Annotated in this window: 12 protein-coding genes; 7 read left to right on the forward strand and 5 right to left on the reverse strand. The window is 68.6% G+C overall.

Annotated features, from left to right (window positions below):
• Positions 1–15 precede the first annotated feature (15 nt).
• The 4 genes from ACW11F_RS08725 (at position 16) to ACW11F_RS08740 (ending at position 5,809) form a co-directional block, all read left to right on the forward strand.
• A complete protein-coding gene (locus ACW11F_RS08725; RefSeq protein ID WP_456996461.1) occupies positions 16–2,610 on the forward strand; it encodes a bifunctional aspartate kinase/diaminopimelate decarboxylase in 2,595 nt (864 codons plus the stop codon).
• Entirely contained in the window at positions 2,603–3,964 is a 1,362-nt protein-coding gene (murL, locus tag ACW11F_RS08730; protein ID WP_456996462.1) for a UDP-N-acetyl-alpha-D-muramoyl-L-alanyl-L-glutamate epimerase, read from the forward strand. Before ACW11F_RS08725 ends, murL begins: the two co-directional genes overlap by 8 nt.
• A complete protein-coding gene (murD, locus tag ACW11F_RS08735) occupies positions 3,945–5,330 on the forward strand; it encodes a UDP-N-acetylmuramoyl-L-alanine--D-glutamate ligase (protein WP_456996464.1) in 1,386 nt (461 codons plus the stop codon). The genes murL and murD overlap by 20 nt, the downstream gene beginning before the upstream one ends.
• Before the next feature lie 101 nt (positions 5,331–5,431).
• Positions 5,432–5,809, forward strand: a complete 378-nt coding sequence (locus tag ACW11F_RS08740) for a DUF488 domain-containing protein (protein ID WP_456996465.1) — start codon at positions 5,432–5,434, stop codon at positions 5,807–5,809.
• A gap of 16 nt (positions 5,810–5,825) precedes the next feature.
• On the opposite strand, the gene ACW11F_RS08745 is transcribed toward ACW11F_RS08740, so the two are convergent.
• Positions 5,826–6,836, reverse strand: coding sequence for a polyprenyl synthetase family protein (locus tag ACW11F_RS08745; protein WP_456996466.1), 1,011 nt, complete (start codon positions 6,834–6,836; stop codon positions 5,826–5,828).
• 160 nt (positions 6,837–6,996) lie between these two features.
• Between ACW11F_RS08745 and ssb the strand changes: the two genes are divergently transcribed.
• From ssb to ACW11F_RS08760, 3 genes are all read left to right on the forward strand, one after another.
• Positions 6,997–7,488: a single-stranded DNA-binding protein gene (gene ssb, locus ACW11F_RS08750; RefSeq protein ID WP_456996467.1), complete on the forward strand. Its 492-nt coding sequence runs from the start codon at positions 6,997–6,999 to the stop codon at positions 7,486–7,488.
• A gap of 250 nt (positions 7,489–7,738) precedes the next feature.
• Complete coding sequence (locus ACW11F_RS08755; RefSeq protein ID WP_456996468.1) at positions 7,739–9,802, forward strand: prolyl oligopeptidase family serine peptidase; 2,064 nt, start codon at positions 7,739–7,741, stop codon at positions 9,800–9,802.
• Between the two features lie 122 nt (positions 9,803–9,924).
• Entirely contained in the window at positions 9,925–11,163 is a 1,239-nt protein-coding gene (locus tag ACW11F_RS08760) for a DUF819 family protein (protein ID WP_456996586.1), read from the forward strand.
• Between the two features lie 54 nt (positions 11,164–11,217).
• Here ACW11F_RS08760 and ACW11F_RS08765 read toward each other — a convergent pair whose 3' ends face one another.
• From ACW11F_RS08765 to ACW11F_RS08780, 4 genes are all read right to left on the reverse strand, one after another.
• Positions 11,218–12,999, reverse strand: coding sequence for an ABC transporter transmembrane domain-containing protein (locus ACW11F_RS08765; RefSeq protein WP_456996469.1), 1,782 nt, complete (start codon positions 12,997–12,999; stop codon positions 11,218–11,220).
• Positions 13,000–13,046: 47 nt separating this feature from the next.
• A complete protein-coding gene (locus ACW11F_RS08770) occupies positions 13,047–14,075 on the reverse strand; it encodes a hypothetical protein (RefSeq protein ID WP_456996470.1) in 1,029 nt (342 codons plus the stop codon).
• Positions 14,072–14,644, reverse strand: coding sequence for an RNA polymerase sigma factor (locus ACW11F_RS08775; protein ID WP_456996471.1), 573 nt, complete (start codon positions 14,642–14,644; stop codon positions 14,072–14,074). Before ACW11F_RS08775 ends, ACW11F_RS08770 begins: the two co-directional genes overlap by 4 nt.
• A gap of 121 nt (positions 14,645–14,765) precedes the next feature.
• A complete protein-coding gene (locus tag ACW11F_RS08780; RefSeq protein WP_456996472.1) occupies positions 14,766–16,196 on the reverse strand; it encodes an aldehyde dehydrogenase family protein in 1,431 nt (476 codons plus the stop codon).
• Positions 16,197–16,261: the final 65 nt, after the last annotated feature.

The following is a 16,261-nucleotide window of genomic DNA, read 5'->3' on the forward strand; positions in this document are numbered from 1 at the left end:
CGGCCGGTCATTCTAATGTCTCAATCTCAATCATCCTTGCCCTGGCTGGTGCTGAAGTTCGGTGGCACCAGTGTGTCCAGCCGCATGCACTGGGACATGATCGCGCGCATCGCCGCCGATCGCGCGCAGGATGCGCGCGTGCTGGTGGTGGTTTCGGCATTGGCCGGAGTCACCAACGAATTGATGGCGATTGCCGCGGGTGATGACATTCCCGGCCGCATCGAAGCGTTGACCGTGCGTCACCGCGCGCTGGCCGAAGAGCTCGGTCTGGATGCGCAGGCGGTGATCGGGGAACAGCTCGACGCCTTGCGCGCGACCGGCAACGATCCGCGCGCAGGCGCGCGCCCGTTCGGCTGGCAAGCCGATGTGCTGGCCCATGGCGAACTGCTGGCTTCGCGCCTGGGGGTTGCCTATCTGCAGGCGCAGGGAATGGACTGTGCCTGGTGCGACGCCCGCGACTGGCTGGATGCGCAGGTGCTGCCCAATGCCAGCGACTGGGCTTGCCACCTAGCGGCAAGTTGCAGCAGCAGCGCCGATGATGCCTGGCGCGAACGCTTCAACGCGCAGCGCGGACGCGTGCTGCTGACCCAGGGCTTCATCGCGCGGCATGCCGATGGCGGCAATGCCGTGCTCGGTCGTGGTGGTTCGGATACTTCGGCGGCCTGTTTCGGCGCCCTGCTCGGCGCGCAACGGGTCGAGATCTGGACCGACGTGCCGGGGATGTTCAGCGCCAATCCGCGCGAAGTGCCCGAAGCGCGTCTGCTGGCACGGCTGGATTATGCCGAGGCACAGGAAATCAGCACCACCGGCGGCAAGGTCCTGCATCCGCGTGCGATCGCGCCCTGCCGCGAGGCGCGGGTGCCGATGGCGATCCTCGACACCGCGCGCCCGCACCTGCCGGGCACGCGCATCGAGGGCAGCGCGCAGACCGTGCCCGGAGTCAAGGCGATCAGCCGCCGCGACGGCATCGTGCTGGTGTCGATGGAGTCGGTCGGCATGTGGCAGCAGGTCGGCTTCCTCGCCGACGTGTTCGAGCGCTTCAAGCGCCATGGACTGTCGGTGGACCTGATCGGCTCGTCGGAAACCAACGTCACCGTGTCGCTCGACCCGAGCGAGAACCTGGTCACCACCGACGTGCTCTCGCGCCTGTCCGAAGACCTTGCCGAGGTGTGTCGGGTCAAGGTCATCGCGCCATGCAGCGCGATCACCCTGGTCGGGCTCGGCATGCGTTCGCTGCTGGACAAGCTTTCCGACGTGTGGGCCACCTTCGGCCGCGAGCGCGTGCACCTGATCTCGCAGTCCTCGAACAATCTCAACCTGACCTTCGTCGTCGATGAAGCCGATGCCGATGGGCTGGTCCCGCATCTGCATGTCGAGCTGATCCGCAGCGGGGCGATGCCGGTGCGCGCCGCGGGCGTGTTCGGGCCCAGTTGGCGCCAGCTGGATGCGAGTGATGCGCTGCCGCTGCGCCGCTGGTGGCAGCAGCCGGCGATGCGCGAGCGCCTGTTGGCCTGTGCCGAAAGCGGCACGCCGCGTTACGTCTACCACCTGCCCACGTTGCGTCGTCAGGCACAGCGACTGAATGCCATCGCCGACCTGGACGGGCGCTATTTCGCGATCAAGGCCAACCCGCATCCGGCATTGCTGCGCGAGCTGCATGCGCTGGGCTTCGGTCTGGAATGCGTGTCGCTGGCGGAGATCGAACACGTGCTGGCCAGCGTGCCGGGCATCGATCCGGCGCGCCTGCTGTTCACCCCGAGCTTTGCGCCGCGCGCGGAATACCAGGCCGCGTTCGAGCATGGCGTGCGCGTCACCCTGGACAATGTCGAGCAGCTGCAGCGCTGGCCGGAGGTGTTCCGCGGCCGCGAGTGCTGGCTGCGGGTCGACCTCGGTCGCGGCGACGGCCACCATGCCAAGGTGGTGACCGGCGGCAGCGCGTCCAAGTTCGGCCTGCCGCTGGCACGGGTGCAGGCCTTCATCGAAACCGCGCGCACGCTCGACCTGTCCGTCATCGGCCTGCACGCGCACCTGGGCAGCGGCATCGACAGTCCCGCGCACTGGGCGCAGGTGCATGCCGAACTCGCCACCCTGGCCGACGGCATCGGCACCATCGAAACGCTCAACCTCGGCGGTGGCTTGCCGATTCCCTACCTGCCGGACGAGCCCGAGTTCGACCTCGACGCATGGGCGCGCGCGCTGGCCGAGGTCAAGTCCGCGTTCCCGCGCTATCGGGTGGTGATCGAGCCCGGCCGCTTCATCGCCGCGCAGTGCGGCGTGCTGCTGGCACGCATCACCCAGGTGGTGGAGAAGGACGGCATCCGCCGCATCGGCATGGATGCGGGCATGAACGCGCTGATGCGCCCGGCGCTGTACGACGCCTGGCACGACATCCGCAACCTCAGCCGGCTGGATGATGACAACGAGCTTCCGCATGACGTGGTCGGTCCGGTGTGCGAGAGCGGTGACGTGCTCGGCCATGCGCGCGACCTGCCTGCGGCCAGCCGCGAGGGCGACGTGATGCTGGTGGCCGATGCCGGCGCCTATGGCCACGTCATGGCCAGCCATTACAACCTGCGGCCGCTGCCCGCCGAAGAGGTGATCGATGACTGAGTGGACATTCGAGCGCGACGCGATTCGCGCGTTCCGCTTCGTGCGCCGCGAACTGGATGCCGCCAGCGGCGAAGTGCGTCTGGTGTATGCCTTCGATGACGGCCCGGAGCTGGTCGAAACCCTGCGCATCCCCGGCGCGCCGTTCGCATTCGACGCCGCGCGCGGCGCCGCCATCGAACAGGCGCTCACCCTGCTGCACCTGATCGCCGGGGTCAGCTATTACAAGGCCGCGGTGCCACAGCGCATCGAGGTCGAGTGTGCGCGGCTGGATGCCGCCACCGCGCGCCTGATGGAGGAGATCTACCGCCATGGACTGGGCGAGTTCGCCTACCGCAACGGCTTGCAGCTGGAGGGGCGCATCCGTTTCCCGCATGAGGAAGCCTCGCCGCACGCGGCACCGGCGCTCGACCTGCGTCATCACGCGCTGACCGCGATCGGCGGTGGCAAGGATTCGCTGGTGTCGATCGAGGCACTGCGCGTGGCCGGGGTTGAACAGACGCTGTGCTGGATCGGCGGCTCGCAACTGATCCGCGCCTGTGCCGAGCGCACCGGGCTGCCCACTCTCAACATCGAGCGCCAGCTCGCGCCGCAGCTGTTCGAGTTCAACCGCCAGGGTGCGTGGAACGGGCACATTCCGGTGACCGCGATCAATTCGGCGATCCTGGTACTGGCGGCGCTGCTGGTGGATGCCGATCAGGTGGTGTTCTCCAACGAACGTTCGGCCAGCTACGGCAGCCGGATCGAAGGCACCGGCGAGGTCAATCACCAGTGGTCGAAGGGCTGGGCGTTCGAACAGGCGTTCGGCGAGCATGTGCAACGGCACGTCGCCGCCGATCTGCACTATTACTCCCTGCTGCGCCCGTTGAGCGAGCTGGCGGTGGCGCGGCAGTTCGCCCGCAGCACGCATTACGACGCGCACTTTTCCAGCTGCAACCGCAATTTCCACATTCTGGGCGAGCGCCCGCTCGGACGCTGGTGCGGGGTGTGTCCGAAGTGCCATTTCGTGTTCCTCGCGCTGGCGCCGTTCATGCCCAAGCCGCGGCTGACCGCGATCTTCGGCCGCAATCTGCTGGACGAGCCGGACCAGGTCGCCGGCTTCGATGCACTGATGGAGTTCCGTGACCACAAGCCGTTCGAATGCGTGGGCGAGGCGCGTGAATCACGCGCCGCGATGGCGGCGCTGGCGCAGCGTCCGGAGTGGCGCGAGGACGCGGTGGTGCAGCGCTTCATTCGTGAAGTGCAACCACAACTGGATGCCGATGACCTGTCGCTGGACGCGTTGATGGTGCCTGACGCGGAGCACCGCATCCCGGCGCCGTTGTGGGAACGCCTGGGTGCGTATTTCGCAGCTTGAGGGCCGCCGTGTCGCCCTGTGGGGCTGGGGTCGCGAGGGCCGCGCCGCGTATCACGTGTTGCGCAGGCGGTTGCCGGCGCAGCCGCTGACCCTGTTCTGTACGGCCGCCGAAGCCGGATCGGCGCGCGTACTGGGCGATGCGCTGCTGGGCATCGAAACCGGGGCGCTTGCCGAGCAACTCGGCGCGTTCGACGTGGTGGTCAAATCACCGGGCATCAGCCCGTATGCCGACGCGGTGCGTGCGGCGCAGGCAGGCGGCACCCGCTTCATCGGCGGCAGTGGCCTGTGGTTTGCCGAGCGCGGGGCGCAGCAGCGCACCTGGTGCGTGACCGGCACCAAGGGCAAGAGCACCACCAGCGCGCTGCTGGCGCATCTGCTGCGCAGCGCCGGGCGTCGCACCGCGCTGGCCGGCAACATCGGCCTGCCGTTGCTGGAGCTGCTGGAGGACGATGCCGAGGAATGGGTGATCGAGCTTTCGAGCTACCAGACCCGCGATGTCGCCGAAAGCGGTGTGCGACCAACGCTGGCGCTGATCACCAATCTGTTTCCCGAGCATCTGGATTGGCACGGCTCCGAGGCGCGTTACGTCGAGGACAAGCTGGCACTGCTGACCGAGGCGCGCCCGCGCATCGCGGTGCTCAATCACGCCGATCCGCGGCTGGCCCGTCTGCGGCTGCCGGATTCGCAGGTGCACGGGTATGGCGATGCCGCAGGCTGGCACCTGCAGGGTGATCTGCTGATGCGCGGCAGCCAGGAGGTGATGGATACGCGGGAGCTGCCGCTGCCCGGGCGGCACAACCGCGGCAATCTGTGTGCGGTGCTGACCGCGCTGGATGCGATGGGTCTGGATGGCGCCGCACTGGCACCCGCGGCCGCGCAGTTCCGCCCCTTGCCCAATCGCTTGCAGACGCTGGGTGTGCGTGGCGGCATCACCTGGGTCAACGATTCGATCAGCACCACGCCGCACGCCAGCCTGGCGGCACTGGAAGTGTTCGCCGGACGCAAGGTCGTGCTGCTGGTCGGTGGGCATGACCGCGGGCTGGACTGGCAGGCGTTCGCCGATGCGATGCGCCAGCACGCGCCGCACGGCATCGTCACCCATGGCGCCAATGGCCCACGCATCCACGCATTGCTGGCTCCCCTCGCCAGCGAGGCCGGGTTTGAACTGCATGCCGCCCGCGACCTCGAACAGGCGGTGGCATTGGCACGCCATGTGCTGGACGGGGAGGGCGTGCTGCTGCTCTCGCCGGGTGCGCCGAGCTTCGGCGCGTATTCCGACTATGTCGCGCGCGGCCGGCATTTCGCCGAACTGGGCGGCTTCGATGCCGATGCCATTGCCGCGATCGCCGGGCTCGGCATCGCCTGACATCCGCCTCGCCGCGCGGCATTTTCACCGTGCCTGCGCACGGGATGGGCCAAGCTGGCCGGCATCCACGGTGATGCCGGCTTCCGGCAGGAGCGTGAGCGATGAGCGGGCAGCGCGGCAAGCAGGCCGATGTCGTGATCAAGCGCATCTACGAGGCACCGGCGGCGAGCGATGGCCAGCGCGTGCTGGTCGACCGGCTGTGGCCACGCGGTGTGTCCAAGGCGCGGGCGAAACTGGATGCGTGGTTGAAGGCGATCGCGCCCTCGGACGAGCTGCGCGACTGGTTCGGACATGACCCGGAGAAATGGGATGAGGCGCGCCGACGCTACTTCGCCGAACTGGACGCGAACGCGGAGGCCGTTGCCGAACTGCGTGCGATGCTGGCCAAGGGCCGCGTGACCCTGCTGTATGCGGCGCGCGACACGCAGCACAACAATGCGCAAGCGCTGCTCGAGTATTTGACCGGCAAGCGCGCCTGACCCGGGCGCTGCGGCGTTATTTTTCGCGCGCCACCGCGTAACGCGCCAGACCACGCAACGCCGCCACGGCCTCATTGTCGGCCAGGTCATCGAGTGCGGCTTCGGCGCGGGCCGCGAACTCTTCGGCACGTGCGCGGCTGTAGGCCAGCGAGTCCTGCGCTTCGATCGCCGCGATCACTTCCGGCAAGGCGTCCACGTCACCTGTTTCCACGATCGTGCGCAGGCGCTCGCGCACTGCGGACGGGGCGTGCTTCATCGCGTGGATCAGCGGCAGCGTCATCTTGCCTTCGGCAAGGTCATCGCCCAGGTTCTTGCCCAGGGTGTCGGCATCGGAGGCGTAATCGAGCACGTCATCGGCGATCTGGAAGGCATGACCCAGGTGCAGGCCGTAGTCATGCATCGCCTGCTGGGTGGGTGCATCGGCACCGGCCAGCAGTGCACCCAGCCGCGTTGCCGCCGCGAACAGGATCGCGGTCTTGCGTTCGATCACCCGCAGGTAGGCGGTTTCGTCGGTATCCGGGTTGCGCACGTGCAGCAGTTGCAGCACCTCGCCCTCGGCGATCTGGTTGGTGGTGTCGGCGAGGATCTGCTGCACCGCCATGTTGTCCAGTTCCACCATCAACTGGAAGCTGCGCGAATAGAGGAAGTCGCCGACCAGCACGCTGGTCGCGTTGCCCCATACCGCGTTGGCGGTGGAGCGGCCGCGGCGCAGGTCGGATTCGTCCACCACGTCGTCATGCAGCAAGGTGGAGGTGTGGATGAATTCGATCACCGCCGCCAGCTGGTGCGCATCCGCGCCCTGGTGGCCCAGCGCGCGCGCGGCCAGCAGCAGCAGCATCGGCCGCAGGCGCTTGCCGCCGGCACCGATGATGTATTCGGACACCTGGTTGATCAGCACCACGTCCGAGGCCAGACGGCGGCGGATCAGCGCGTCCACCGCGGCCATGTCGGCGGCGGCCAGCTGCTGGATGGCGTGCAGCGCCAGCGTGGCGCGGGCGGTGGTCAGGGGCGGGGCGGCGTGCGGCATCGCGCCATTATAGGTGGCCACCGGGTCCGCTCGCGGCGGATTCCTACCCGCCATCGGGGGCTTGCCCGGTGGCGCCGGTGCCCGCGTTAGAATCCAATGTTCCTGCGCGCGGCATTGCGCCGCCGCATCCAGACAGAACGCAACCGCAAAAGGACAGGACATGGCACGTGGCATCAACAAGGCGATTCTGGTCGGCAACCTCGGCAACGACCCGGAAACCAAATACACCCAGGGCGGCATGGCGATCACCAAGATCAGCCTGGCCACCACCAGCGTGCGCAAGGACCGCGACGGCAATACCCAAGAGCAGACCCAGTGGCATCGGGTGACCTTCTTCGGCAAGCTCGGCGAGATCGCCGGGGAGTACCTGCGCAAGGGCAGCCAGGTGTATGTCGAAGGCGAAATCCGCTACGACAAGTACACCGGACAGGATGGTGTGGAGCGCTATTTCACCGAAATCGTCGCCAACGAGATGCAGATGCTCGGCGGTCGCGGCGGCGGTGGTGAAGGCGGCTACGCCGGTGGCGGGCAGGAACGCGGCCCGCGCCAGCAGCCGGCGCAGCGGCGTGAGCCGCAGCGTGCCCCGGCGGCACAGCCCACCCCCGCCGACTTCGGCGGCGAGGGCTATGACGATGACGACATCCCGTTCTAGGATCAAGATGCCTGCGCCGATCCGCCGCGTCTGAGCCGGCATGCAGCCACAAGCCCCGCGATCGCGGGGCTTGTGCGTTTTCGGGCGCCGCCGGACCCGGGTGGGGCGTGATGGCGACAGGTACGCGATGCTCGCCTGCGCGTGCGGGATACGACTTCGCTGCGGATTGGTCGCGGACGCTTCGCCGCAGGCACGATCCGCGCCGGCTCGCGTTACCATCGGGCTTTCCATCGCCCAAGGGGATCCCACGATGCGTTTGCGTTCCGCCGTGCTCAGTCTTGCCCTCCTGGCCGCGTTGCCGCTGGCCGCCCACGCCGAGCGCGGCTTCGATGTGCGCGACATGCTCAAGCTGGATCGGTATTCCTCGCCGCTGCTGACGGCGGACGGCTCGCTGCTGTACGCGCACCGCGCGACCGATGCCAAGACCCTGTCCGGCAGTACCGCGTTGTGGCTGCGCCCGGCCGATGGCGGCGAGCCGCGCCGCGTCACCCCGGCGGATTTCCGCGTCAGCTCGCCAGCACTGTCGGCCGATGGCAAGAGCGTGTATTTCCTCAGCGCCAAGTCCGGCAGCAACCAGTTGTATTCGATGCCGCTGTCCGGTGGTGCGCCCAAGCAATTGACCGCGCTGCCGGTGGCGGTGGACGGCTTCGTGCTGTCGCCGGACAACCGCCGCGTGGCCCTCGCGCTGTCGGTGTTCCCCGAGTGCAAGGCAGACATTGCCTGCAGTGCCGACCGCCTCAAGGCACAGGGCGAACGCGGCACCAGCGGCGTGCTCTACGAGAGCCTGTTCGTGCGCCATTGGGATACCTGGAAGGACGGGCGCATGAACCGCGTGTTCATTGCCGACCTGGGCAAGGCACCGGCCCGCACCGGCACGCTGCTGGCGCCGGAGGTGCAAGGCGACATCCCGGCCAAGCCGTTCGGCGATCTGTCCGATCTGGCGTGGTCGCCGGATGGCAGCCAGCTGGCGCTGGCGATCCGCCCGCAGACCCCGCAGCAGCCGTGGTCGACCAATTTCGACATCTGGCTGGTGCCGGCCGATGGCAGCGGCAATGCGCGCAACCTGACCGCGGCCAACCCGGCCTGGGATGCCGGCCCGGTGTTCAGCCATGACGGCAAGACCCTGTACTACTGGGCGATGAAGCGGCCCGGTTTCGAGGCCGACCGCCACGCCGCGATGGCGATGGATCTGGCCAGCAGGCAGACCCGCGAGATCGCGCCCGACTGGGATCGCTCGGTCAACGGCCTGACCCTGTCCGCCGACGGCAAGACCCTGTACGCCACCGCGCAGAGCATGGGCGAGCGACCGCTGTACGCGATCGACATCGCCAGCGGCGAGGTCACCGAGCTGGTTGCCGACGGTTCGGTCGGTGCCTTCGACGTGCGCGAGGGGCGCATCGCCTTCGCCCGCAACTCGCTGAAGACTGGCGACCAGCTGTTTGTTGCCAATGCCGATGGCAGCGGCGTCACCGCGGCCAGCCGCAGCGCCGGCGAGATGGCGCCGGAGGTGCGCTTCGGCGACTTCGAGCAGTTCAACTTCAAGGGCTGGCGCGGCAACACCGTGCACGGTTACGTGGTCAAGCCGTGGAACTGGCAGCCGGGCAAGCGCTATCCGGTCGCGTTCCTGATCCACGGCGGTCCGCAGGGCAGCTTCGGCAACGGCTGGAGTTACCGCTGGAACCCGCAGACCTATGCCGGCGCCGGCTATGCAGTGGTGATGATCGATTTCCACGGCTCCACCGGATACGGCCAAGCCTTCACCGATGCCATTTCCGGCCACTGGGGCGACCGCCCGCTGGAAGACCTGCAGAAGGGCTGGGTCGCGGCGCAGAAGCAGTACGACTGGCTGGACGGCGATCGCGCCTGCGCGCTGGGCGCCAGCTACGGCGGCTACATGACCAACTGGATCGCCGGCAACTGGTTCAACCGCGACGGCAGCGCGCCGTTCAAGTGTCTGGTCACCCACAACGGCGTGTTCGATACCCGTTCGATGGGTCTGGTCACCGAGGAGCTGTGGTTCACCGAATGGGAGTTCGGCGGCACGGTGTGGGAGAAGCCCGAGGCCTACGAGCGCTTCAACCCGGCGCGGCATGTCGGCAAGTGGAAGACGCCGACCCTGATCGTCGGCGGAAACCTCGACTTCCGCGTGCCGATCGACCAGAGCATCTCCGCCTTCACCGCCCTGCAGCGCCGCGGCATCGACTCGCAATTCCTGTATTTCCCGGACGAAAACCACTGGGTGCTGAAGCCGAACAACTCGGTGCAATGGCATGACACCGTCAATGCCTGGCTGAAGCGGCATATCGGCGAATGATGCGCCTTACGCGCCCGCGGGCGCCGCGTCCTTCCATCGTGTGAACCCTGTCCGCGCCGGTATCCCCGGCGCGGAGCATCCCCGAACCTGCGGAACCTGCCATGCAAGCCACGCCCGACCCCATGCCGCCCGGTGCGCTGATCGACAACGACATCGTGGTCTTCGGTCTGATCGCCGCCACCCTGGGTGCGATCTTCTGGAGCGCCTCGCGCCCCGCCGGCTTCTGGAAGAAGTTCTACGCCATCGTGCCGCCGCTGCTGCTGTGCTATTTCATCCCCGGCCTGTACAACAGCATCGGCCTGATCGACGGCGCCGGCAGCAAGCTGTACAACCCGGTCGCCAGTCGCGTGCTGCTGCCGGCCGCGCTGGTGCTGCTGACGCTGACCGTGGACCTGCGCGCGGTGTTGCGGCTCGGACCGAAGCTGCTGGCGATGTACTTCGGCGCCACGCTCAGCATCATGGCGGGCGCGATCATCGCCTTCCTCGTCATGCGCGCGCTGATGCCGGAAATGATGGCCGGCAATACCTGGGCCGGCATGGCGGCGCTCGCCGGGAGCTGGATCGGCGGCGGCGCCAACATGCTGGCGATGAAGGAAATCTTCGACGTCGATGCCACCACCTTCGGCCAGTTCGCGGTGATCGACGTCGCCGTCGGCTACGTGTGGATGGCCGGTCTGATCTTCATTGCCGGGCGTGCCGCGACCATCGATGCGCGTTCCGGTGCCGACACTGCCGCGCTGGAAGATCTCAAGGAGCGGGTGGCGGCGTACCGTGCGCAGCACGAGCGGGTGCCGACGCTGACCGACTTCATGCTGATCGTCGGGCTTGCCTTCGGCGTGGTCGGCCTTGCGCACTGGGTCGCCGGGCCGTGGTCGAGCTGGGTCGGACAGAACATGGCCTGGGCCAGCCGCATGGGCCTGCACGAGCCCTTCGTGTGGATCATCTTCATCTGCACCCTGGCCGGCCTCGCGCTCAGCTTCACCCGTGCGCGAACGCTGGACGGGGCGGGCGCTTCGACCATCGGTTCGGTGCTGCTGTATTTCCTCATCGCCGCGATCGGCATGCAGATGGAAATCGGCGCGCTGCTGGACAACCCCGGTCTGTTCCTGCTCGGCGCGTTGTGGCTGTCCCTGCACGTGGTGTTGCTGTGGCTGCTCGGGCGCGCCCTGCGCGTGCCGCTGTTCTATTTCGCGATCGGCTCGCAGAGCAATGTCGGCGGTCCGGCCTCGGCGCCGGTGGTGGCCTCGGCCTTTCACCCGGCACTGGCACCGATCGGTGCATTGCTGGGCGCGATGGGCTACGTGGTCGGCACCGTCGCCGCTTGGGTGCTGGGCCTGACCCTGCGCGCGATGGCCGGTTGAGCCCATGCCGCGTCGGCCGTCGGCGCGTGCGCGGCAGGCGCCCGTTCTGCCGGCTCAATCGAGGAACTGCAGTCGCGCCAGTTCGGCGTAGAGGCCACCCTGTGCCAGCAACTCCTCGTGCCGACCTTCGGCGACGATGCGCCCGCCATCCATCACCACGATGCGGTCGGCCTTGAGAATGGTGGCCAGGCGATGGGCGATGACCAGCGTGGTACGCCCGGCCATCAAGTGCTCCAGCGCGGTCTGCACCGCGCGCTCGCTCTGCGCATCCAGCGCCGAGGTGGCTTCGTCCAGCAACAGGACCGGCGCGTCCTTGAGCAACGCGCGCGCGATCGCGATGCGCTGCTGCTGGCCACCGGACAGGCGCGCACCGCGCTCGCCCAGCTGCTCGTCGAAGCCGGCCGGCAACGCGCGCAGGAAGTCCAGCGCCTCGGCCGCGCGCGCGGCGATTTCCACTTCCTCGTCACTGGCCTCCAGCCGGCCATAGCGGATGTTCTCGCTGGCGCTGGCGGCGAAGATGGTCGGCGCCTGCGGCACCAGCGCGATGGCCTGGCGCAGATCGGCGGGGTCGAGCGCGCGCAGGTCCTCGCCGTCGACGCGGATCACACCCTGGTCGGGGTCGTAGAAGCGCAGCAGCAGCGACAGCACCGTGCTCTTGCCGGCACCGGACGGCCCGACCAGGGCCACGGTTTCGCCCGGGCGCACGTGCAGGCTGAAGTTCGACAGCGCCGGCACGTCCGGTCGGCCGGGGTAATAGAAGGTCACGTCCTCGAACGCGACTTCGCCACGCAATGGCGAGGGCAGGGCACGCGGCGCGGCAGGCGCGGCGATGCGCGGGTGCTGCACCATCAATTCCTCGATCCGGCCCATGCCGCCGGCGGCGCGCTGCAATTCGTTCCAGGTTTCCGCCAATGCGCCGACCGAGCCGCCGCCGATCAGCGTATAGAACACGAACTGGCCGAGCGTGCCGGCGCTCATGCGCCCGTCGATCACGTCGTGCGCACCACTCCACAGCACCAGGGTCACCGCGCCGAAGATCAGCACGATGGCGCTGGCGGTGACCACGGCCTGCCAGCGGATGCGGCGTCGTGCGGTATCCACCGCCAGTTCGATGGCTTCGCCGAAGCGTTGCCGCTCGTGCGGTTCGCGCACATGTGCCTGCACGGTGCGGATCGCGCCGAGTGATTCGGCCGCGGCGGTGTTGGCATCGGCCACCCGATCCTGGCTGTCGCGGGCCATCTTCTGCAGGCGGCGGCCACCGAGGATGATCGGCAATACCGCCAGCGGGATGCCGATCAGGGCGCCGGCGGCGAGTTTGGGCGCGGTGACGAACAGCATCACCAGCGAGCCGAGCACGGTGATGGTGCTGCGCAGGGCCACCGACATGCCCGAGCCGACCACGCCGCGCAGCAGCTCGGCATCCGCGGTCAGACGCGAAATCAGCTCGCCGCTGCGGTTGCGGTCGTGAAACTCCGCATCCAGCCCGATCAAAGTGGTGTACAGGCGCTGGCGCAGGTCGGCGACAACGCGCTCGCCGAGCAGGCTGACGAAGAAGAAGCGCAGCGCGGTGGCGAAGGCGAGCACCAGCACCACCGCGAACACCAGGGCGAAGATGCGGTTGATGTTGCCGCCGCTGGAAAAGCCATGGTCGATCATCTGCCGGAACGCGACCGGCAGGGTCAGGGTGGCGGTCGAAGACAATGCCAGAGCGCCAAGCCAGCCGGCGAGCAGACCGCGCTGGCGCATGACATAGGGCCACAGCGCACGCAGGCTGTTGATCGGCGCCTTGGCGGTGCTGGCTGCGGCGTCATCGCCGCGCGGACGGAATCTGGACATATCCCCATGCGATGGAGGCGGGTGTCGCCGATTTCAACCGCGTCGGTTCAAGGCTCGGGTTTGGGCCCGGGTTCGGCCAGCAGGGGCTTGAGATCCTCGGGCACTTCCACACGCGGGTTGCGCTGCACGAATTCACGCATGCTGGCACGCGCTTCCTCGATGCGGCCTTCGTCGCGCAAGGTGCGGATGCGCTCCAGCCAGGCCTTGTGCACCGTGGGCGCGGTGGCGCTGAGCGGTGGGCGCTCGTCGAATGCGTCGGATGTGTCTGCTTTCGGAGTGGCTTCCGCGGCGCTGAGTGCCGGACGTGCCGCGGCACGGGGTGCCGGGGTGGCCATCCGGGACTCGCTGGCCGCTTGCGTTGCTGCAGGCTCGACCGCGGTGCGTTCGGCCGCCACCGTGGTGGCAGGCTTGGCCGCCGTGGACTGGCCTTGAGCGGCCGTGCGTGCAGCCGCGGCCGATGCAGCCGGTGCGACCGGCGCGTCGGGCAGCGGGATCGGCGGCGCGCCGGGAAGTTCGGCCGCCACCGCCGGCGCCTGGCGCGGACTGGCAACCACAGCATCAGCTGTCGGTGTGCGCGCGGCCTGCGCCGTTGCCTCGCTTGCGGGCGCCGCTGCGCGCTCGACTGCAGCCTGCCGTGCTGCACGCGGCTGCGCGCTGCGGGGTGCCACGGGCTCGGGCGGTGGCGGCGGAGGTGGCGGCAGCGCGGTCGTGGCGTTGTCAGCGCTGTCCGCAGGCAGGTAATCGATCGGCTGACGCTGGCCGTCGCGATCATCGGCAGCCACCGTCGCCGGGGCTTCGTAGACCACGCGCTGGCCCCGCTGCAGCAGCGGCTCGAGCTGCCAGCCAATGCCGGCGACCACCACCAGCGAGGCGGCCACGCCGAGCCAGACCGGCCAGCGTGCCGGGCGTCGGCGTGGTGCGCGCGTGGCGCTCGCCGTGCCGGTGGCCAGCGCCAGGATGCGCGCATCGGTCGCCGCCGACGGCTCGCCATGCGGCGCGATGCGCGCGAGCCGATCCGCCAGCGCGCGCTCTTCGGCGTCGAGTGCGTCGTGCCCGGGTTTGGCGTGCTTGCTCATGGATTCAACCTCGCGCGCAATTTGTCCATCGCGTAGCGCAGGCGCGATTTGACCGTTTCCCGACCCACGCCGGTGGCGTTGGCGATTTCCTCCAGGCTCAGTTCCTGCTCCAGTCGCAACAGCAGCACCATGCGCTGCTCTTCGGGAAGCTCGTCCAGCGCCAGCTGCAGGCGCCGACGCTCCTCGAACTCCGACAAGGCGCGCTCCGGCGTCTCGTGATCGCTGATGCGCGCGATGCGTTCCTCGGCATCGCCGGGTGCCGGCGGGCGGTGCTTGCGTGCCCGCCAATGGTCGTTCAGCCGATTGTGCGCGATGCGGTACAGCCAGCCGCTGAACGGCGCATCCGGTTTCCACTCGCGATGCGCGGCGATGACCCGTTGCCACACATCCTGGAACAGTTCCTCGGCCAGCGCCGCATCGCGCAGGTGGCGCAGCAGGAAGCGGTACAGCGGCAGGCGGTGGCGCGCATACAGCTGCGTGAATGCGTCGCCGTCGCCGGCGGCCCAATCACGCATCAGCACCGCGTCATCCGCGGGGGTGTCATCCGTGCTGGCGTGTCCGGGTTCCATGGCATGCAGGCTACGCCCTGCGCGGCAGTGCGGGAAGGTGGGCGGTGGCAGCGGGATGCAGGCAGTCACGTGCATGGAAACGTGCCGTGATGGCAAACGGGGTCACGCGCCGATGCATGGTTCAGGTTCGCAGCAGCAACAGACGCGGTTCGGTCATGTCGGCGATGGCACTGGCCACGCCTTCGCGGCCGATGCCCGAATCCTTGACCCCGCCATAGGGCATGTTGTCGACACGGAAGCTGGGCACGTCGCCGAGCACCACCGCGCCGACCTCGAGCTCGCGCCAGGCCTGCATCGCGTGTTCGACACGGGCGCTGAACACGCCGGCCTGCAGCCCGAAGTCGCTGTCATTGGCACGCTCCAGCGCCTGAGCGAAATCCTCGAACGGCTCGAGCATCGCCACCGGCCCGAACACCTCCTGGCGGTACAGCGCGCAGTCGTGCGGCACGTTTTCCAGCAGGTGCGCCGGCAGCATGTTGCCCTGGCGCGCGCCACCGGCCAGCAGTTTGGCACCCTGCCGGCGCGCCTGCGCGATCCAGCCCTCGACCCGTTGCGCGGCGTCCTCGTCGATCATCGGCCCGATGAAGGTGTCCTCATCGCGCGGGTCGCCCATCGGCAGTGCCTTGATCCGTGCGCGCAGTTGCTTCTTCAGCGGTTCGTACACCTCGCGGTGCACCAGGATGCGCTGCACGCTGATGCAGCTCTGCCCGCTCTGGTACCAGCCGCCGAACACCAGCCGCTCGACCACCTGCGGCAACGGCACACCGGGATCGGCATCGACGATGCAGGCGGCGTTGCCGCCCAGTTCGAGGGTGACCTTTTTCTTGCCGGCACGCGCCTTGAGTTCCCAGCCGACCAGGCCGCCGGTGAACGAGAGCAGGGCGATGCGCTCGTCCTCGACCAGTTGCGCGGCATCGTCGTTGGAGCAGGGCAGGATCGAGAACGCCCCCCTGGGCAGGTCGGTTTCGGCGAGGATCTCGCCGATGATCAGCGCGCCGACCGGCGTCTTCGCCGCCGGCTTGAGCACGAACGGGCAACCCGCGGCGATTGCCGGCGCCACCTTGTGCGCGACCAGGTTGAGTGGAAAGTTGAACGGGGTGATGAAGCTGCACAGGCCGATCGGCACGCGGCGGGTAAGGGCCGACCAGCCACGGCTGCGCTCGGCGATGCCCAGCTCGGTCATCTCGCCGCCGATGCGGATCGCTTCGCCGGCGGCGATGTCGAAGGTCTCGATCAGCCGGGTGACTTCACCGCGTGCGTCGCGGATCGGCTTGCCGGCCTCGATGCACAGGGCCTGCGCCAGCTCCTCGCGGCGCTCTTCGAAGCGCCGCACGCAATGCTGCAGTACCGCGCGGCGGCGGTCGGGGGCGAACGCCGCCATCGCTGCACGTGCCTTGTGACCGGCGACGATCGCCTTGCGTACCAGTGCGGCATCGGCCCAGGCGACGCGGGTGGCGCGCTTGCCGCTGTATTTGTCGAGCACCTCCAGCATGTCGGCGCCGGGCACGGCGCGGTTGGCGAGGTACAGCGGATAGGTCTTGCGCAGTTTCATTGGCCGGGATGCGGATGACTCGCGGTCAGCCTAGCCCGGGCGATGTCGGCGCGGGGCGAAGAAGG

The organism is Luteimonas sp. e5 (assembly GCF_054031035.1).